The sequence below is a fragment of the Marinobacter caseinilyticus genome (genome assembly GCF_011074955.1).
Lineage (GTDB): Bacteria > Pseudomonadota > Gammaproteobacteria > Pseudomonadales > Oleiphilaceae > Marinobacter > Marinobacter caseinilyticus.
On the sequence record NZ_WUQJ01000020.1, the window covers coordinates 285,802 to 304,150 of the forward strand.

19 protein-coding genes are annotated in these 18,349 nt (G+C 57.5%); 13 read left to right on the forward strand and 6 right to left on the reverse strand.

Annotation, left to right across the window (positions count from 1 at the left end):
- Positions 1-12 precede the first annotated feature (12 nt).
- The 8 genes from denD to GRX64_RS10690 all read left to right on the forward strand — a co-directional run bounded on the left by denD (position 13) and on the right by GRX64_RS10690 (position 7,235).
- A complete protein-coding gene (denD, locus tag GRX64_RS10655) occupies positions 13-984 on the forward strand; it encodes a D-erythronate dehydrogenase (RefSeq protein WP_166266950.1) in 972 nt (323 codons plus the stop codon).
- 52 nt (positions 985-1,036) lie between these two features.
- Positions 1,037-2,035 (forward strand): TRAP transporter substrate-binding protein, encoded by a 999-nt coding sequence (locus GRX64_RS10660; protein WP_166266952.1) that lies wholly within the window; start codon positions 1,037-1,039, stop codon positions 2,033-2,035.
- A 63-nt stretch (positions 2,036-2,098) separates the two neighbouring features.
- On the forward strand, positions 2,099-2,686 hold the full coding sequence (locus GRX64_RS10665) for a TRAP transporter small permease (protein ID WP_166266954.1): 588 nt from the start codon (positions 2,099-2,101) through the stop codon (positions 2,684-2,686).
- A complete protein-coding gene (locus GRX64_RS10670) occupies positions 2,683-3,957 on the forward strand; it encodes a TRAP transporter large permease (protein ID WP_166266956.1) in 1,275 nt (424 codons plus the stop codon). Before GRX64_RS10665 ends, GRX64_RS10670 begins: the two co-directional genes overlap by 4 nt.
- Positions 3,958-4,047: 90 nt before the next feature.
- Positions 4,048-5,280, forward strand: a complete 1,233-nt coding sequence (locus tag GRX64_RS10675; RefSeq protein ID WP_166266958.1) for a bifunctional alpha/beta hydrolase/OsmC family protein — start codon at positions 4,048-4,050, stop codon at positions 5,278-5,280.
- Positions 5,281-5,356: 76 nt separating this feature from the next.
- On the forward strand, positions 5,357-5,854 hold the full coding sequence (tpx, locus tag GRX64_RS10680; RefSeq protein WP_166266960.1) for a thiol peroxidase: 498 nt from the start codon (positions 5,357-5,359) through the stop codon (positions 5,852-5,854).
- Between the two features lie 110 nt (positions 5,855-5,964).
- Positions 5,965-6,654: a glutathione binding-like protein gene (locus GRX64_RS10685; RefSeq protein ID WP_166266962.1), complete on the forward strand. Its 690-nt coding sequence runs from the start codon at positions 5,965-5,967 to the stop codon at positions 6,652-6,654.
- 137 nt (positions 6,655-6,791) lie between these two features.
- Positions 6,792-7,235 (forward strand): YHS domain-containing (seleno)protein, encoded by a 444-nt coding sequence (locus GRX64_RS10690; protein ID WP_166266964.1) that lies wholly within the window; start codon positions 6,792-6,794, stop codon positions 7,233-7,235.
- A 46-nt stretch (positions 7,236-7,281) separates the two neighbouring features.
- Here GRX64_RS10690 and gntR read toward each other — a convergent pair whose 3' ends face one another.
- The 5 genes from gntR to GRX64_RS10715 form a co-directional block, all read right to left on the reverse strand.
- Positions 7,282-8,325 carry a gluconate operon transcriptional repressor GntR gene (gene gntR, locus GRX64_RS10695; protein WP_166266966.1) on the reverse strand — a complete coding sequence of 348 codons (1,044 nt, stop codon included), beginning with the start codon at positions 8,323-8,325 and terminating at the stop codon, positions 7,282-7,284.
- Entirely contained in the window at positions 8,315-8,866 is a 552-nt protein-coding gene (locus GRX64_RS10700; RefSeq protein ID WP_166266968.1) for a gluconokinase, read from the reverse strand. Before GRX64_RS10700 ends, gntR begins: the two co-directional genes overlap by 11 nt.
- Position 8,867: 1 nt before the next feature.
- A complete protein-coding gene (locus GRX64_RS10705) occupies positions 8,868-10,187 on the reverse strand; it encodes a TRAP transporter large permease (protein ID WP_235937624.1) in 1,320 nt (439 codons plus the stop codon).
- Positions 10,184-10,753, reverse strand: coding sequence for a TRAP transporter small permease subunit (locus GRX64_RS10710; protein WP_166266970.1), 570 nt, complete (start codon positions 10,751-10,753; stop codon positions 10,184-10,186). The genes GRX64_RS10705 and GRX64_RS10710 overlap by 4 nt, the downstream gene beginning before the upstream one ends.
- 69 nt (positions 10,754-10,822) lie before the next feature.
- Positions 10,823-11,836, reverse strand: a complete 1,014-nt coding sequence (locus GRX64_RS10715) for a TRAP transporter substrate-binding protein (protein WP_166266972.1) — start codon at positions 11,834-11,836, stop codon at positions 10,823-10,825.
- A 306-nt stretch (positions 11,837-12,142) separates the two neighbouring features.
- Between GRX64_RS10715 and GRX64_RS10720 the strand changes: the two genes are divergently transcribed.
- The 5 genes from GRX64_RS10720 to GRX64_RS10740 all read left to right on the forward strand — a co-directional run bounded on the left by GRX64_RS10720 (position 12,143) and on the right by GRX64_RS10740 (position 16,881).
- A complete protein-coding gene (locus GRX64_RS10720) occupies positions 12,143-12,916 on the forward strand; it encodes an ABC transporter ATP-binding protein (RefSeq protein ID WP_166266974.1) in 774 nt (257 codons plus the stop codon).
- On the forward strand, positions 12,906-13,616 hold the full coding sequence (locus GRX64_RS10725) for an ABC transporter ATP-binding protein (RefSeq protein WP_166266976.1): 711 nt from the start codon (positions 12,906-12,908) through the stop codon (positions 13,614-13,616). The genes GRX64_RS10720 and GRX64_RS10725 overlap by 11 nt, the downstream gene beginning before the upstream one ends.
- Positions 13,617-13,757: 141 nt before the next feature.
- Entirely contained in the window at positions 13,758-14,972 is a 1,215-nt protein-coding gene (locus GRX64_RS10730) for an ABC transporter substrate-binding protein (protein WP_166266978.1), read from the forward strand.
- A 90-nt stretch (positions 14,973-15,062) separates the two neighbouring features.
- The gene (locus GRX64_RS10735; protein WP_166266980.1) at positions 15,063-15,959 is read left to right on the forward strand and encodes a branched-chain amino acid ABC transporter permease; all 897 of its coding nucleotides are present in this window, start codon (positions 15,063-15,065) and stop codon (positions 15,957-15,959) included.
- A gap of 7 nt (positions 15,960-15,966) precedes the next feature.
- Entirely contained in the window at positions 15,967-16,881 is a 915-nt protein-coding gene (locus GRX64_RS10740; protein WP_166266982.1) for a branched-chain amino acid ABC transporter permease, read from the forward strand.
- Between the two features lie 89 nt (positions 16,882-16,970).
- Here GRX64_RS10740 and GRX64_RS10745 read toward each other — a convergent pair whose 3' ends face one another.
- Entirely contained in the window at positions 16,971-18,299 is a 1,329-nt protein-coding gene (locus GRX64_RS10745; protein ID WP_166266984.1) for a tetratricopeptide repeat protein, read from the reverse strand.
- Positions 18,300-18,349: the final 50 nt, after the last annotated feature.

Sequence of the window (18,349 nt, forward strand, 5' to 3'; positions counted from 1 at the left end):
AAGGAATTTATCATGCATGTCCTGATCACCGGTGCCGCCGGCTTCCTGGGCCAACGCCTGACCCAGGCGCTTACCGAGCGCGGTACGCTGAACGACCGACCACTTTCCCGTCTTACTCTGGTCGATCAGGTCAAGCCTGAGGTGCCGTCTGACGTGCCATTTACGGTCGGCGCCTACGCCACTGACATCACCGCACTGGGCGCTCTAGATACTGCGCTGGATGAGCGTCCCGATGTGATCTTCCACCTTGCCGCTGTCGTCAGTTCGGCCGCTGAGGCCGATCTCGACCTCGGCATGGCCGTTAACTTTGATGCGACCAGGGCACTGCTGGAGGGCTGTCGCAGCAGAGGGCTGGCGGACACCCGCCTCGTCATGGCCAGTTCGGTCGCCACCTACGGAGGTGCGCTGCCGCCAGAACTGGATGATCTCACGGCCGTCACGCCTCAGAGTTCCTACGGCACTCAAAAAGCTATGAGCGAACTTTTAATCAGCGATTACAGCCGACGAGGTTTAGTGGATGGTCGCGTGCTGCGCCTGCCCACCATCGTCATCCGACCTGGCCGCCCCAATGCCGCGGCCTCAAGCTTTGCCTCAAGCATCCTGCGGGAACCCCTGAACGGCGAAAACGCAGTGTGCCCGGTTCCCGTGGATCTTGAGCTGTTCGTGATGTCGCCCGGTAAGGTCATTGAGGCCCTGTTACACGGGGCAGAGGTATCAGGGCAGGCCTTTGGCACACGACGCAGTCTGATGTTGCCAGGCATTACTGTCAGTGTTGCTGAAATGCTGGCTAACCTTCAGACACTGGGAGGTGACGAAGCATTGGCTCGCGTGCACCACGAGCCCGACCCAAAAATTGAAGCCATTGTTGCCAGTTGGCCTTCAAGATTTAAAACCCTGCGTGCAGAGAAACTGGGGTTTAAAAGTGACGGCAGTTTTCAAGAAATCGTCGAGGCCTTCCTTGACGACCGCGCCAAACCTCTCTGACCACCCGTCAGGAGGATCCACAAGTGTGTTACAGCAAATCGAGGGAACAACAATGACAACAATATTCGCACGCCGTAAAATCGCTTTGACCATGGGCAGCCTCACCGCCGCTTTTGCCATGTTCTCAGCCAGCGCCCAAGCTGAACAAACGATCAACCTGGGACATACGCTGTCTGACACCTCGCATTACTCGGTCGGCGCTGACGCCTTTAAAGAAACCCTTGAGCGCCTCAGTGACGGGGAGTTCAAGGTAGCCGAGCACCCCTCCGGCGCCCTCGGCGGGGAGCGCGCCATGATCGAAGGCCTGCAAATCGGGACCGTCGATGTGGTCATTACTTCAACTGGCCCACTGGGTAATTTTGTGCCGGAAAGCTATGTCCTGGATCTGCCATTCCTGTTCAAGGACTACGAGCAGGCCCGCTGCGTGCTGGATGGCGACATTGGCCAGCAACTTCTCGACAAAATGGGGGAGCATAACCTGGTCGGCCTGGCCTGGTCGGAAAACGGCTTCCGGCACATGACCAACAGCAAACAAGCGATCAAGACACCGGCCGATGCCAAGGGCCTGAAAGTACGTACCATGGAAAACAAAGTGCACATGGAAGCGTTCCAGCAAATGGGCGTGCATCCCACCCCTATGGCCTTCCCTGAAGTATTCACCGCTTTGCAGCAAGGCACAGTCGATGGCCAGGAAAATCCCATTACGGTCATCGTGGCTACCAAATTCTGGGAAGTGCAGGACCATCTGTCACTGACCGGACACGTATACTCACCGGCGGCCGTTCTCGCCTCTCCGATCTTGCTTGATGGCTTAAACGAAGAACAGCGGGGCTGGTTCTTGGAGGCTGCCAACGCGTCCGCTGCTGCCACCCGTGAGGAAGTATCACGCCTTGAGAGTGAAGGCGTGGATCTGCTCCGCAAAAATGGCATGACCGTGGAAACAGACATCAACAAGGCCCCCTTCCAGGAAGCCGTCAAGCCCGCCTACAAGATCTACACAGATCAGTATGGCAGCGAAATGCTTGACCTCATCCGTGACAGTAGTTGCTAGGTCTGTTGTCGCTCAGGCCCGATGCCAGAGGTGTCGGGCTATCATGATCCAACGGTGATCGTCATGATTAATCATTTTCTGCGTTTCGAGCAGTGGACGACTCGGCTTGCCCTGGTGGCGGCGATAGTCATGCTGATCATTTCAGTATCGCTTGGCTTTTATCAGGTCATAACCCGGTTCGTCCTTGATGCGCCATCGACCTGGTCAGAAGTCATCTCGCGTTCGGCGATGATCTGGTGCGTTTTCATGGGTGCCGCCGCGGGTTTCCGCGGGGGCTTCATGATGTCCGTGGAGGTTATCTACAGACTGCTGTCGGCACGAAAACTGGTCTGGCTCGAACTACTTATCGCACTGTGCTGCGTAACCGTATTCATTGTGCTGATTTACTACGGCACCGCCATGACCTGGCGAGTACGTAGCCAAATGCTGTCCGGTCTTGGCGTCTCTATTGCCTGGGCCTACGCTGCCATGCCGACAGGCGCTGTGTTTGCCCTGATTGCGGTTTTGGCACGCCTGCTGTCACAGGTCAACGGCCTCGAGGCTATCGGCCCGGCCGAAAGTGAGACCGATGACCATCACGTATCCACACCGGTGGTCGAACGACACGCCACCCCTGAATCCTCTGCATTCGATGGGAGGGTGAATCAATGAATACGGCAATCGGACTCGCGCTGATTATCCTGTTCAGTCTCGGCGTGCCCATCGCAGTGTCGATCGTGCTGGCGTCCATTATCGGTATTGAGTTTTTCTCGCGCCTGCCCTTGCTGCTGGTCCCGCAACAGATGTTTGTAGGTATCGACAACTTTCCGCTGATGGCCATTCCGTTTTTTATCCTGGCGGGCAATCTGATGGCAGCGGGTGGCATTTCCCGACGGCTCGTCGACCTCGCCAAGTCCATTGTGGGCGGTTTTCAGGGTGGCCTGGCCATGACCTGCGTGTTGACCTGCATGATGTTTGCTGCCGTCTCAGGTTCGAGTGTTGCGACCACGTTCGCCATTGGCTCTATTCTGATCCCGGCGATGGTGAAGCATGGCTACCCACGTCCGTTGGCGGCCTCTATCCAGGCATCCTCGGCCGAACTAGGCGTTCTCATCCCGCCGTCAATTCCCTTGATCCTGTATGGCGTCAGTACTGATACGTCCATCGGTAAACTGTTTATTGCCGGCATTGGCCCAGGGTTGTTGATCGGTGGCGCGTTGCTGTTGTTTCTCTACTTGTTCTGCAAGGTTCGCGGATACGGCTTGCGTGATCATGAAGATCGCGAGAGTTTTACGATCGCATTGAAGCGGGCCTGGATCGCGATGCTGATGCCGGTTGTCGTCATTGGTGGCATTTACGGTGGCGTATTCACACCAACCGAGGCCTCGGCGGTCGCCGTCGTGTACGCCGTTATTGTCGGCGGCTTTATCTACCGCGAACTCAGTCTCGCAGAACTGTGGCCAATCCTGCGCCACAGTGTCATCTCCACCTCCGCGGTCATGCTAATCATCGCTGCAGCTGCGCTGTTCAGCTTCCTGATCAGTCGTTCCGGCTTGCCGACGGAAGTCGCCGGTTGGGTAACCGTTGTATTCGACAGCCCGATCACGTTTCTTCTCGCCGTCAATGTCATGTTGCTGATTGTCGGCATGTTCATCGAAACGTCGGCCGCAATACTGGTGTTGGCGCCAATTTTCACTCCGATTGCCGTGCAGTACGGCATCGACCCGGTGCATTTTGGACTGATCGTTGTTGTGAACCTGGCACTCGGCATGTTTACACCACCGCTCGGGGTAAACCTGTTCGCCGCCTGCGCCGTGGCCAAACTGTCGGTCGATCAACTCCTGCCCTGGCTGATGCGCTTCGTGCTGGTGGTTCTGGCCTGCCTTATTGCCATCACCTATATGCCGTGGATATCGCTGGGGCTGGTCGATTTGCTGTACTGAAACCCTGTGGGGCGCCGTTCAAAAAAATAGAGACGAAGCACCGTAATTTCCGCCAAACTGGCAGGAGCTATTTTTGAAAGGACACGCCCCATGGCCCGGATAAAAGTCGAATTCCCCAACGACGAAGGCAACACCCTGGCCGGATTGCTGGAGCTTCCGGAAAACAGCAAGGTCCGGGCCGTGGCGCTGTTTGCTCACTGTTTCACCTGCGGCAAGGATGTCGTCGCAGCGTCGCGAATTTCGCGGGCACTCGCCGGACAGGGCATCGGTGTGTTGCGGTTTGACTTTACCGGGCTGGGCAACAGCGATGGTGACTTTGCCAACACGAACTTTTCGTCAAACATTGAGGATCTGATCGCCGCCGCCCGCTATCTGGAGCAAGCCTATGAAGCCCCGAAGCTGATAATCGGGCATAGCTTAGGGGGCGCGGCCGCGTTGGTGGCGGCCCAGAAACTCGATTGCATTGAAGCGGTCGCCACCATCGCGGCGCCGGCCACGGCACACCACGTTCAGCAACTGTTTTCGGGTCAGGAAGCGGATATTCGGGCCCAGGAACAAGCCCGCGTCAGCATTGGCGGTCGTGAATTCAGTATCAAATCGCAATTGCTGGACGATCTGGAGCACTGGAATTCACCGGATCACATTGCCCGTTTGCGCAAGCCTCTGATTATTTTTCATTCCCCCGTCGACCGGATTGTGGACATCAACGAAGCCGCCGCCATATTCCAGGCCGCCAAGCACCCCAAGAGTTTTATCTCATTGGATAGCGCCGACCACCTGTTATCCAAACCCGAAGATTCACAGTACGTTGCATTGACGCTGGTCGCCTGGGCAAGCCGTTATCTGACGTTGAAGGATACCGCCTCAGCCGCGGTAACCGCCGACTTACCGGCGCTTGATGCAGGCCAGGTACTGATTACCGAGAAGGACGCCAAGTTCCTACGTGGCCTGTATACCAACGATCACCAACTGCTGGCCGACGAGCCCCAGTCTGTGGGCGGCACCAACCTTGGCCCCAACCCCTACGACCTGCTGCTGATGTCCCTGGGCGCCTGCACCTCCATGACGCTAAGGATGTACGCCAATCGCAAGTCGTTGCCGATAACCAATATTGAGGTCCGGCTGCAGCATTCACGGGTACACGCAGACGATTGTGAACAATGCGAATCGACCTCCGGCCAGATTGACCGTATCGAACGGGTCATCAGCTATCAGGGTGACCTTGATGCCGGACAAGAGGCCCGTTTGCTCCAGATTGCCGATCTCTGCCCCGTTCATAAAACACTGCACAACGAAATCGACGTCGTCACGCACTTGGACTAATGGCGGAAGCCAAGCCCGCCATTACGCCGTATCCTTATGCGAATACAGGAACCACACCCATAAAGGAGATCTCACCATGGCTACCATTACCCGTCGCGGTGTCGCTGTTGAAACAACCGGCGAGTTACCCGCCCTTGGCAGCAAGGCGCCGGCGGCGCAATTTACTAAAAACGACCTATCAGCGTTGGCACTGGCGGACTTGTCGGGCCAGCGTGTCATTCTCAACATTTTCCCCAGTATCGACACACCCACGTGCGCCAAGTCGGTGCGGCGCTTTAACGAGGCCGCGGCACAGCTGAATAACACCATGGTGTTGTGTGTGTCAGCGGATCTGCCTTTCGCTCAGGCCCGGTTTTGTGGGGCCGAAGGCCTGGATCGGGTGATGTCGGTGTCCACATTTCGCAACCGGGAGTTCGGTACCAACTACGGCGTCGAGATGACCGATGGCCCCCTCCAGGGTCTGCTGTCCCGCGCCATCGTTATTCTGGATGAGACCGGCACCGTTATTCACACCGAACAGGTTCCGGAGATTGCCCAAGAGCCGGACTACGAGGCCGCTCTCGCCGCGCTGTAGGAGCTCCGGTTGGAGAGCGTCAGGCTGAGGGGGGGTGGCACATCATGGAACCCGGCCAGGACTAACCTGTACACTTTGTAGGTTGTAGACACTGGACAGCGGGAGACACGATGATCGACCTTTATTACTGGACCACCCCCAACGGCCACAAGATCACCATTTTTCTGGAGGAAACCGGGCTTGAGTACACCCTCAAGCCCGTCAACATCAGTGCAGGTCAGCAGTTTGAGGACAGCTTCCTGAACATATCGCCCAATAACAAAATCCCGGCCATCGTCGACCGGCGCCCGGACGATGGCGGTAAGCCCTTCTCGATTTTCGAATCGGGGGCCATCCTGGAATACCTGTCGGAAAAAACCGGCCGACTGATGCCGCCGGACCTGCGGGACCGCTGGCAGGCCATCCAGTGGCTGCACTGGCAGATGGGCGGATTTGGCCCCATGCTGGGTCAGAATCATCACTTCAAGCAGTACGCGCCGGAAAAGCTTCCCTACGCGATTGAACGTTACGACAAGGAGGCCGAACGGTTGTACGGTGTGTTGGACGACCAACTGCGCGATAAGGACTATATTGCGGGTGAGTACTCCATTGCGGATATCGCCACCTACCCATGGGCCAGGTTGCACGAGCGCCATGGCGTTGATCTGAAGGACTTGCCCAATGTGGCCCGCTGGCTCAATACCATGGCCGAACGCCCTGCGGTGAAACGCGCCTACGCCAAAGCCGACACCATCAACACCCAAGCCACGGTGAGTGACGAAAGCAAAGCCATACTCTTTGGCCAGGGCCGACGAAAGTAAACGCCGGCCCTGTGTGACCGGATCCTCACGGGTGTAACGCGATGGGGGTGCCACCGGGAAGGGTGTCATAGACAGAGTGTAACAAATCGGCTGCGTGAGTGTCGAAGCTACATCACTCACTCAAGGAGGACACGGTCATGCTCCGCATCATCACGCTCTGCATCATGCTGCTGTCTGCGGCCTCATTGTGGGCCACCGAACCGGCGGTTTACACCAGCCCCCACTCAAACCACGGCGCCGGCGGCCACGATGTGGTGGCCTATTTCACCGACGGCAAGCCGGTCAAGGGCAACACCGCCTACCAGACCAAGTTCAACGGCGCTTCCTGGCTGTTCGCCTCCGCCGAGCATCTGGCCAGGTTCAAGGCCAACCCCGAGAAATACGCGCCGGCCTACGGCGGCTATTGTGCCTGGGCGGTAAGCCAGGGCTATCTGGCCAAGGGCAACCCGCGCAACTGGACGGTGGTCGACGGTCGGCTGTACCTGAATTACAACGATGCGATTCAGAAAAAATGGCTGAAGGATATTGCCGGATTCATTACCGCGGCCAACGCCCATTGGCCCGCCGTGCTGGATCAGTGACCGCCGCGCCTGAGGCCCGTGCAAGTGGACGGAGACAGGGCCCGCATCAGAGGGTGCCGCCGGGCTCAATACGATAGCCCAGGTCAATGATCCGCTCACCCGGTGCCTGGCCCTTGATCCGGTTCAATAATTCAACCGCCGCGCGGGTGCCCAGGGCTTCCCGTGGTGTGATGACGCTCGCCAGTTTGGGGGCCATCACCTGCCCCACGTCGTGGCCGTGAAAACCGGCAATCGCAATTTGACCCGGCACCGGGATTCCCCGCCGCACACACTCAAAATACGCACCGATCGCGACATCATCGTTGGTGCAAAACAACGCATCGGTCTCTGGATGTTCGGTCAGGATCTGCGCCATTAGGGTGGCACCGACGGTATACGAAGATCGCAGGTTGGTTTGCAGGGTCGCCGGCGCCAGCCCGTGCTCGGTCATCGCCTGTGCATACCCCTCCTGGCGCTGCAAGGTGCGGGCATCCAGCCGCACCGCCAGATATCGTATTCGGCGGCGACCGCGGCGGATTATTTCCGTCACCATGTCGTAAGCGGCGGCCACATTATCGAACCCTACGGCCTGTTCGAATGGCGCCGAACGGGTATCCATGATCTCAACTGTCGGCACGCCGGCCGTTTCCAGCATGCGCAGGGTGCGCGGTGTGTGCTGACTTTCCGACAACATCACCCCATCGACATTGTAAGACAACAACGACGACAGACTCCGCTCCTCGATCTCCGGACTGTAACCATAGTGCGACAGCATCAGGTGATAGCCCGCAGGTTCGGTGGCCGTCTCAATGCCTTTGATGACGTCGGCGAAGACCTGATTGGTCAGCGATGGCACCAGAATGCCAATCGCCCGGCTGGTGGATTTGGACAATATATCCGGCCCCCGATTGGGGATGTAGCCCAGAGCCTCAGCGGCGTCCAGAATTTGCGCCCGCATCTTGTCAGAGACGGTATCGGCGCCGCGCAAACCCCGGCTAACGGTCATCTTTGTGGTGCCGACCCGGTCCGCAATGTCTTGCAACGTCGGTCTCCGCTTCTTGACCGGGTTTTGAGCGCTGCTTTTGGGTTTATAAGGGTTCTTAGAAGTCATAGCGGCTCATATCAGGGCCTTCCGGCGAGGAAGCACCATCATACTTGTCCTGTTGCCTCAACGCAGCCAGGCAGGCCTGTAAAACCGCAGCGGGCGATTCGCGAATGTCGATGGCTGCGGCTTCGTCCGGGCCGGGTTCTTCCAGTTGTTCGAACTGACTGACCAGCATCGACTCACCATTGAAATAATGATCCTGACGTTTGGCGTGCCGGGACCAGATGGTGTCAAAGTCGCCCTGCAAGTACAGCGTCAGCAGACCCGGGTCGGCCGCCCGCAGCTGCTCGCGATAAGACCGCTTCAACGCCGAACAGGCCAGCACCAGTCCCGATTCACGCTGAATCAGCGCGGCCAGATCCTGCAACCAACCGCGACGATCAGTATCGCTGAGCGGGATCCCATTGGCCATTTTCTGGATATTGGCCGTGCTGTGAACCGCGTCCGCATCCAGAAAAGACAGCCCCAATGTCGCGGCCAGCTGCTGCCCAACCAGCGTCTTGCCGCTGCCGGAAACCCCCATCACAAGAATTTTCAGTTGGTTCATATTATTCCCACCATAGTGCCAGTTGCGGGAAGGCGATCAGCAGCGCCAGGGCCACCAATTGCAAGCCTATAAACGGTAATAGCGACTGGAAAATCTCGCCCAGTGAGATGTCTTTCGGGGCCACCGATTTCAGATAGAACGCGGCCGGCCCGAACGGTGGCGACAAAAACGACACCTGCATGTTCATGCAGAACACCACACCAAACCAGATCGGGCTGTACCCCAGCTCGGTGACGATGGGCACAAAGATGGGCATGGTCAGCAGCGCCACCCCGACCCAGTCCAGAAACATGCCCAGCACCAACAAGATCAGCATCATGAACAGGATGGTCCCGATGCCACTGCCGCCGCTGACGGCAAACACCATCTCGCGGACAAAATCGATGCCTCCCATCAGGTTGTACACCCCGACCAGCGCGGTCGCACCAATGCCAATCCAGATGATCATGCCGCAAATGCGCAAGGTGCTGATGGTGGCTTTGCGCACCATGCTGTAGGACAATTCACCCCGAATCCAGGTACTGATTGCGATTCCCAGCACGCCCAGTGCCGAGGCTTCGGTGACCGACGCGACACCGCCGTAAATACTGCCCAGCACCACCACCACCGATAAGATCGGGAACAGCAAGGCTTTGAAAAAATTCGGCGCGGGCGGCTCGTTCTCACTTGAATCGGATGGCAGTGGCGCCAAGGCGGGGTTGAGCCAGACCCGCACTACCACATACCCCATGTAGAGCAACGCCAGAATCAGCGCCGGCAGGAACGCCCCTTTGAACAGATCACCGATCGAGACGTTGGCGGTCAGGCCATAAATGATCAGGACAATGCTTGGCGGCAGCATGGTGCCCAATGCCCCGCCAGCGCAGGTGGTACCGATGGCAAGCTTGCGGTCGTAGCCAAGGCGCAGCATTTGCGGCAACGCCAGGATGCCCAGCAACACCGTTTCACCGCCAATCACACCCGACATGGAGGCCAGAATAATGGCCACCACCAGGGTTTGCAGGGCGACACCACCGCGCAGTTTACGGCCAAACCGGTTCATCGCATCGAACAGGTCCCGCGCGATGCCGGAGTGGTCGAGCAAGGCCGCCATCAACACAAACATCGGCACCGCAAGAAACACGTAGCTGCCAATGAAACTGTACAGCCGACTACTGACAATCGGCAGGGCCTCAGGCCCGAACCAACCCAGAGCAAAGACCAGCGCCACCAGCCCGGTGGCGAAGGCCAACTGCATGCCGGTCAGCAACAGCAGAATCAGTAACACCAACATCAGCAGGCTGCCATACCCGATGCCAATGGACGCGAGTTCAAACATCATGCGCTCCCCAACTGACGGATATCACGAATCAAATGCAGCACGTACTGCACCGTCAGAGTGATAATGGCGACAAAGATCAAAACCTTGAGAAAGGCCGGAAACGGCGGGTTCCAGGCCGACCCGGAGGTTTCCAGCCGCAACGCGCCCCAGGGCGCATACACGGCCTTCTCCGCCATAAACCACGAGGCATACACCATCATTGCGCAGAAACAGAGCCCAAGCAGATCGTGCAGTACCCGCAACAGGCCTTGCACCCGCTTCGGTACCGCATCGTAGAGCAGTACCACACGCACATGCCGGTCGGTGGCAAAGGCGTAGAGACCACCAAAAACAAACAGCGAGGCGCCCAGAAACGTCACGGTTTCGTGCACCCACAAGGTGGGTGAGTCAAACAGATAACGACGGGCAATTTCGTAGGCCGAAATCACTACGATGGCGGCGAAGATCAGGCTGAGTTTTTGGCCCAGCCAGATTATGCCGCGGTCCAGCGGATTGCTGCCGACGTCTTCATCGGCCGGAAGTTCAGGCACACCGGGTTCGGGCTGCTCAGGAATAGAATCAGACATGGCGACGGACTCCGGCCCAGACGCCATGCAACAGTCATGGCGCCGGGACCTTCATAGGATCGGACAGGTTTACAGCAGGCCCTGGGATTCCAGGAAGGCCGTCACGGACTCATACACCTTCTGGGCATTGGGCGACTGCTCGGCATAGAGTTTCCACTGTTCACGGGCGATGGCGCGAAACTTCCTGCGCTCCTCGGCGGACCAGTCGTGCAGCGTAATGTCGGGGTTGGCTCGTGCTTCATTAACTGCGTCCACATCCGCCATCGCCAGCTGGGTACTGATGTCGTGGGCAAAGTCCCGCACCGAGGTGGTGAAAATCACCTGCAGATCATCGGGTAGCTTGTTCCACTCGTCCAGGTCCATCACGACTTCCAGCAGCGGTAGCGAGTGAAAACCCGGATACACCGGGTGTTGGGCAATGTCGTGCAACCCGGCGGCATGGTTGGTTGAAAAGACGGTGTAATCCGCCGCATCAATCACACCTTTACTGAGCCCGGTATACACTTCCGAACCCGGCAAATTGACGGGAGACGCGCCCGCAGCAGCAAATACCGACTGCACCAGGCCTTCCGGCGCCCGCAATTTCAGCCCCTTCAGGTCATCAACCCCGTTCAGAGGTTTCTTCGATACAAACGACTCGAGTCCGGTTGCGCCGCCACCAACGAACTTCACGCCGTAGGGCTTGTACAACTCGTTCATCAGCTCGTAGCCACCGCCGTAATAGATATACGTAATCAGCTGATCCGGACTCGACCAGGCGCCGACGGTGTTGCCGATCAGCCCGAACGCCGGGTCCTTGCCAGAGAAATAACCGGTCACTGAAATATGGCCATCCAGGACGCCCATATCGATGGCGCCCAGGGTTTCGGTATGGCTGACCACGCTGCCCACGGGCAGGATGTCGACGGCGACCCGGCCACCGGACATGCGCTCAATGCGCTCGGCCCAGGCCTGCTTGATTTCAAAATTTTTCACGCCGGAGGGGTCGGAAGACTGGAACTTGAAGGTGTAATCTGCGGCCAGCGCACCCATGGTAAACGTGGCGGCCAAAAAGCCGGTTATTAGCTTGAGCGGGGTGTTCATAATGTCTCCTGCCTGTTCTTGTTTTGACGGTTTATGTTACCGGTAACATTTGCGAGTGTATGGCATGGCTTTTGGAATGGCAAGCGCCTCGATGTGATGTCAGGCGCCACCCTGAACCACTGTCCGGAACGCTGGATTAGCCGAAGGTCTAGGTGCGTTTGCTTGACAGTATTGGTCTCGAACGACTTAACTGAGTGGGTGAGCTAGTGAAACCTTATCACCTCACGCCAATCAGTTTATCCAATAATAATAAAGGCTTGAGCCATAACTGTGGGCTCTCGGCCGAACCAAGGTGGTGCCTATTCTGTGAGTGACAGTCATCAGGAAGCGTCCAGTATTCTCGAAACCCGGGGCCTGACCAAGGACTTCAAAGGGTTCACTGCCGTCAAGAACGTCGACCTCGCCGTGCGCCGAGGTACCATTCACGCCATCATTGGCCCCAACGGTGCCGGCAAGACCACCTTCTTCAATCTGCTGACCAAATTTCTGACCCCCACCGCCGGGGCCATTATTTACGACGGCACCGACATTACCCGCCACCGGCCAGCGGACATTGCCCAGAACGGCCTGGTCCGCTCGTTTCAGATTTCAGCGGTGTTTCCCCACCTTGGCGCCCGCGAAAATGTCCGTATTGCTCTGCAGCGCAAGCTCGGTGTGTCCTACCACTTCTGGCGCCCGATCAAAGTTCTCGACCAGCTCAATGAAGAGGCTCAGGGCCTGCTGGAGCAAGTAGGGTTGGGCGAATTTGGCGACACCCTGGCGGTGGAGTTGGCCTACGGCCAGAAGCGTGCGCTCGAGATTGCCACCACCGTGGCCTTGCAGCCCAGGCTGATGCTGCTGGATGAGCCAACCCAGGGCATGAGTGCGGAAGACGTTGGCACTGTGACCGAGTTGATCAAGCGAGTCGTCGAAGGCCGAACGATCGTGATGGTGGAACACAACCTGAGCGTTGTGTCTTCGCTCGCCGATACGATTACGGTGTTGAACCGGGGCGAAATTCTTGCCGAAGGCGACTACGACGCGGTATCAAACGACCCGGCGGTGATGGAAGCCTACATGGGGACCTCCGATGCCCACTGACGAGCTGTTACGTATTGAAAATCTGCATGCCTGGTATGGCGAGTCCCATATCCTCCATGGCATCGACCTGACCGTTCACAAGGGCGAAGTAATTACACTGTTGGGGCGCAATGGCTCCGGTCGCACCACCACATTGAAGGCCATTCTGGGCTTGGTGGGGCGCCGTACCGGGTCAATACGGCTCAGTGGCACCGAAGTCATCGACATGCCCACCCATCGTATTGCCCACGTCGGCCGCCTCGGCTACTGCCCGGAAGAGCGGGGCATTTTTGCCAGCCTCAACGTCGATGAAAATCTCGAACTGCCGCCGACACTGGCCGAAGGCGGTATGTCCATTGACGACATTTACACCATGTTCCCGAACCTGAAGGAACGTCGTTCCAGCCAGGGCTCCAAACTGTCCGGCGGGGAACAGCAGATGCTGGCCATCGCCCGCATCCTGCGTACCGGCGCCACCCTGCTGTTACTGGATGAAATCACCGAGGGCCTGGCGCCCGTGATCCTGAAAACCCTGAGCACCGTGATCCGCGATTTACGGGAACAGGGGTTCACCATAGTGCTGGTGGAGCAGAATTTTCATTTTGCCGCGCCACTGGCAGACCGTCATTACGTCATTGAGCATGGCCGCGTCGTCGAGCAGATCGATGCGGCGGAGCTTGAGGAAAAGCAAGAGCAGTTGAACAGGCACCTCAGTGTCTGATCCAAGGACCCGGATGCGGTCCGAACGCGAGCTATCGGGAACAACCGATAACGGAATCGGGTTCGTTAAAACCGGACTCAGTATGAAAGTACTCGTTTCTAATGACACTCGTTTCTAATAACAACAGGGGTAATAAATATTATGAATCATCTACTTAAGGGTATTGTCGGGGCCATCGGCCTCGCGACCGCCGCGCTGCCGCTCGCAGCCGGTGCAGCGCTTTCCGATGACAAGGTCAAGATCGGGGTGCTCAGCGATATGTCCGGTGTTTACAAGGCACTGGAAGGCCCTGGGGCAGTGATTGCCGCCCAGATGGCTATCGAAGATTTCGGCGGCAAAGTGCTCGGTAAAGACATCGAAGTGATCTCCGCCGACCACCAGAACAAGCCTGACATTGGCGCCAGCACTGCCCGCGAATGGATCGATGCCAAACAGGTCGACATGATTACCGGGCTGGATAACTCAGCGGTCGGTTTGGCGGTTCAGGGCCTGGCCAAAGACAAGAAAATCATCACCATCAACACCGGCGCCGGCTCCTCTGCACTGACAGAAGAACAGTGTTCGCCATATGGCATTCACTACGTCTATGACACCTATGCGCTGCCGGTCGGTACCGCCACCGCCATCGTCAATAACGGCGGCAAGAAATGGTTCTTCATTACCGCGGACTATGCCTTCGGACACTCACTGACCGGCAATACCTCCAAGGTAGTGGAAAGTCTCGGTGGTGAAGTCGTGGGCAACGTCAATGCACCGCTCAGCACCAACGATTTCTCCTCCTATCTGTTGCAGGCACAGTCCTCCGGCGCGGATGTCATTGGCCTGTCCAATGCGGGTCAGGACACCGTGAACTCCATCAAACAGGCTAACCAGTTCCGCATTGTCCAGAGCGGTCAGAAACTGGCCGGCATGCTGGTGTTCATCAGTGACATCCAGAGCATGGGACTCGACATCGCGCAAGGGCTGCAGTTCACCGTTGCGTTCGTGTGGAACCAGAACGAGGAGACCGAAGCCTGGTCACGTAAGTTCTATGACCGGCACGGTGCTATGCCCACCATGATTCATGCCGGCGTTTACTCGGCAGTCACCCATTACCTGAAAGCCGTTAAGGAACTCGGTTCCGACGATGGCGACGCCGTCCGTAAGAAGCTGGGCGAAATGGAACTGAACGACTTCTTCGTGAAGGGCGGCAAGATCGCCGCGAACGGTTCCATGCTGCACGACATGTACCTGGTTGAGGCGAAAAAACCTGAAGAGTCCACTGAGGAGTGGGATCTGCTGAAAGTGGTTTCAACGATTCCGGCCGACAAAGCGTTTATTTCCATGTCAGACACGGTCTGCTCATTGGTTAACTAACGCACTGGTATTTTGATCATGCCCTCCAGACTTCTGCTATCGCCGGAGTCTGGAGGCCTAAGTTTCATCCGGCGGTAAGGAGTAATCGACGTGTCGATCCAGGTCATCCTGGCCCAAGCGCTGCTGGGGCTCAATGCTGGAGTGTTCTACGCCATGCTGAGTCTTGGTTTGGCGGTGATATTCGGGCTGCTCAACATTATCAATTTCGCTCATGGGGCGATGTATATGCTGGGCGCTTTTATCGCGCTGGTCGGCTACTCCTACCTTGACCAATGGTTTGGCATCGGTCTGGAAGTCGGGTTCTGGCCGTCACTGATTCTGGCACCACTGGTGGTCGGGGGACTCGGTATCCTGATCGAGCGCACCATGCTGAAGCGGCTCTACAAACTTGATCATATTTACGGTTTGCTACTGACCTTCGGTATTACCCTGATTCTTCAGGGCCTGTTTTCCAACTATTTCAACGTCTCCGGGACACCTTATCCCGGCCAGCCCGATGCCCTGAGCGGTGTCGTGAATCTGGGTTTTATGTACTTTCCTACGTACCGGTTGTTTGCCATTGTGTTCTCCCTCGTGGTCTGCTTCACAACTTGGTACTTCATTGAGCACACCAAGTTGGGCTCCCGGCTGCGCGCCGGCGTCGAAAACCCCCAACTGACACAAGCCTTTGGGCTCAATGTGCCATTGATGATCACCCTGACTTTCGGTTTCGGTTGTGGCCTGGCAGGTCTCGCCGGGGTCCTGGCGGCACCGATCTATTCGGTCAGCCCCCTGATGGGCGCCGATTTGATCATCGTGGTATTCGCGGTGGTGGTCATTGGTGGTATGGGCTCGATTATGGGGGCCATTCTCTCTGGCCTGGCCCTCGGTCTGGTTGAGGGGCTGACCAAAGTGATTTACCCACCCGCCGCCAGCACGGTCATTTTTTTCCTGATGGTGCTGGTGCTGCTGTTCCGGCCCGCCGGACTGTTTGGCAAGGAGAAGTGAGCCCATCATGATGAACCGTGTCCTATTTATTTTTATGCTGATTGCCGGTATGACGGCACCGTTCTATGCGTACCCGGTGTTTGTCATGGACCTGCTGTGTTTTGCGCTGTTTGCTTGCGCCTTCAACCTGCTGCTGGGTTACGCCGGTCTGCTGTCGTTTGGCCATGCTGCCTTTTTTGGCGGTGCCGCCTACATTGCCGGCCATGTGATCAAGGCCTGGGGCTTTCCGCCACTGGCGGGCATTTTGACCGGCACCGTCTTTGCCATGGTACTGGGAGCAGCGTTTGGCTACCTCGCCATCCGCCGTCAGGGCATTTACTTTGCCATGGTGACCCTGGCACTGGCGCAGATCATCTACTTCATGGCCCTGCAACTGCCCTTTACCGGTGGCGAAAACGGCCTCCAGGGCATTCCACGAGGCCAATTGCTGGGCTTTTTGGACCTCGGCAACCCGTTGATCATGTACTACTTCGTTTTCGTCATTTTCCTGATCGGCTTTGGCTTGATTTACCGCACCATTCACTCGCCATTTGGTGAGGTGCTGCAAGCCATTCGTGAGAATGAGGACCGGGCATTGTCGCTGGGTTACGACGTTGACCGCTTTAAACTGCTGGCGTTTGTCATCTCCGCAACCCTGGCGGGGCTGGCCGGCGCCACCAAAGCCGTGGTCTTCCAGTTTGCCTCGCTGACAACCGCACACTGGCAAACCTCTGGCGAAGTCATCCTGATGACGCTCGTGGGCGGTCTTGGAACTGTATTCGGTCCGGTGGTCGGGGCCATTACTGTGGCCGCACTCAGCCATGAGCTGGGCTCGTTCGGGTCATGGGTGCAGGTCATCCTGGGCACCATCTTTGTGGTCTGCGTGTTGGTGTTCCGACGCGGGATCATTGGTGAGCTGGAACGGGTTACTCGCAAACGCTGAGGATTGAGCCAAAACGGGCTGGCCGCGACCGAGGGGCAAGTCGGTCGGCGCGGCCGTATCCGGCGCTTGGGTATTGCGCTGGTAAATCTTTAAAATCGGACCGTAACACCCGCGGTAACACTGTGACGCCCGTATTGGTAACGCTCAATATTACTGTCGTTGTCGGCTTGATTCGCCTCAATGAGCATGGCGACTGTTTTGCTGACGGCATAGGACGCCCCCAGCGAAAGGTCGTAACGGGTGTCCTCCCGTCTGATGATAAGCACGCCATCCGGGACCTGGAGGCGGTGAGGCGTTCGATAATAGCTGTATCGAACCTCGGCTGCCGATGTCAGTGTTAATTGGGGTGTGACGGCAAATTCGAGTTTGGCCTTCACCCCCTGCCGTAAGGGCGAGACACTGAAATACTCGCGCCCAGTATCGAGGTTTTTCCGGTCATCGTACACAACGCGATAGCGCAGCGAGCCCGTCCAACCCGAGGCGGACGCTTGGTAACGCGCATCGACTTGGTACTGTTGACCACGGTATGCCTCCCATTCGGGTTGCGGATAAATCTGTTTAACTTCACCCTCAACACGGCAGCGCTCAGAGTTTGCTAACCCCAGGCAGTCCTGGCGCTTGAGTCCGAAAACCAACCGCGCACGGCCCTCACGCGTTTTGCCCCCAAGCCAAATGTAGTCACCACCAAGGCCGGCATGAATCCGCCCGAAACCGGTTTGCTGAACCCAGCCAGTCTCCGCCTGGATTATTTGTGTATCAAAATCACTGTCTGCGGGGTAGTGACGGGCATACAGTTTTACGTCCTGGCGAAAGCCTGCCTTGCGGCTACCGTAGATCAGGCCGGAGACAGCGCCGACACTTTCCAGGAACCCACCCTCAATAGCCGTGGCGGCGCTGTCCGGGAACAGTGCAATATTATCTTCATAGCCTGCATTGACCGAAGCCAGACCGATCCAGCGTTGTGGCGGGCGCGGCTCGGCTAATTTAACATCAAGACGCTTCAGCTGAGTCCTAGCCAGAGTTTCGAGTTTCGGCTCTGGATTGGCCATGAGCACACGCTGAAAGGCACGATCCGCTCTCGGCAGGTCTTGTTGCGCCAGTGCTACCAGACCAATATTGTAGAAGGCCAGCGCTTCCTGCCTGGAACCCATCAACCGTTGGAAAGTGGCAGCGGCCTTGTCGTACTGTTTGAGTTGGAAATAGACGACGCCAAGGTTGTAGGTAAGTGCTTTCGAATCCAGACCCAGTCCGTCTGCAGCCTCAAGATAGTCACGCGCCTGTTGAAGATCACCCCGATTGAACGCCTCAATGCCGGCCTTGAAGAAATTCTGCCCATTGGCAGGCGCACTGTGAGCATCCGCACCAGGCACTAACCAAAAGGTGATCACTACGAGGGTTACATGCAAAAACCTGGGCAAAAGCTGGCTCCTGAAACAGGCAAGCCCCGCGGCGGCAACAGCGCCTGAGG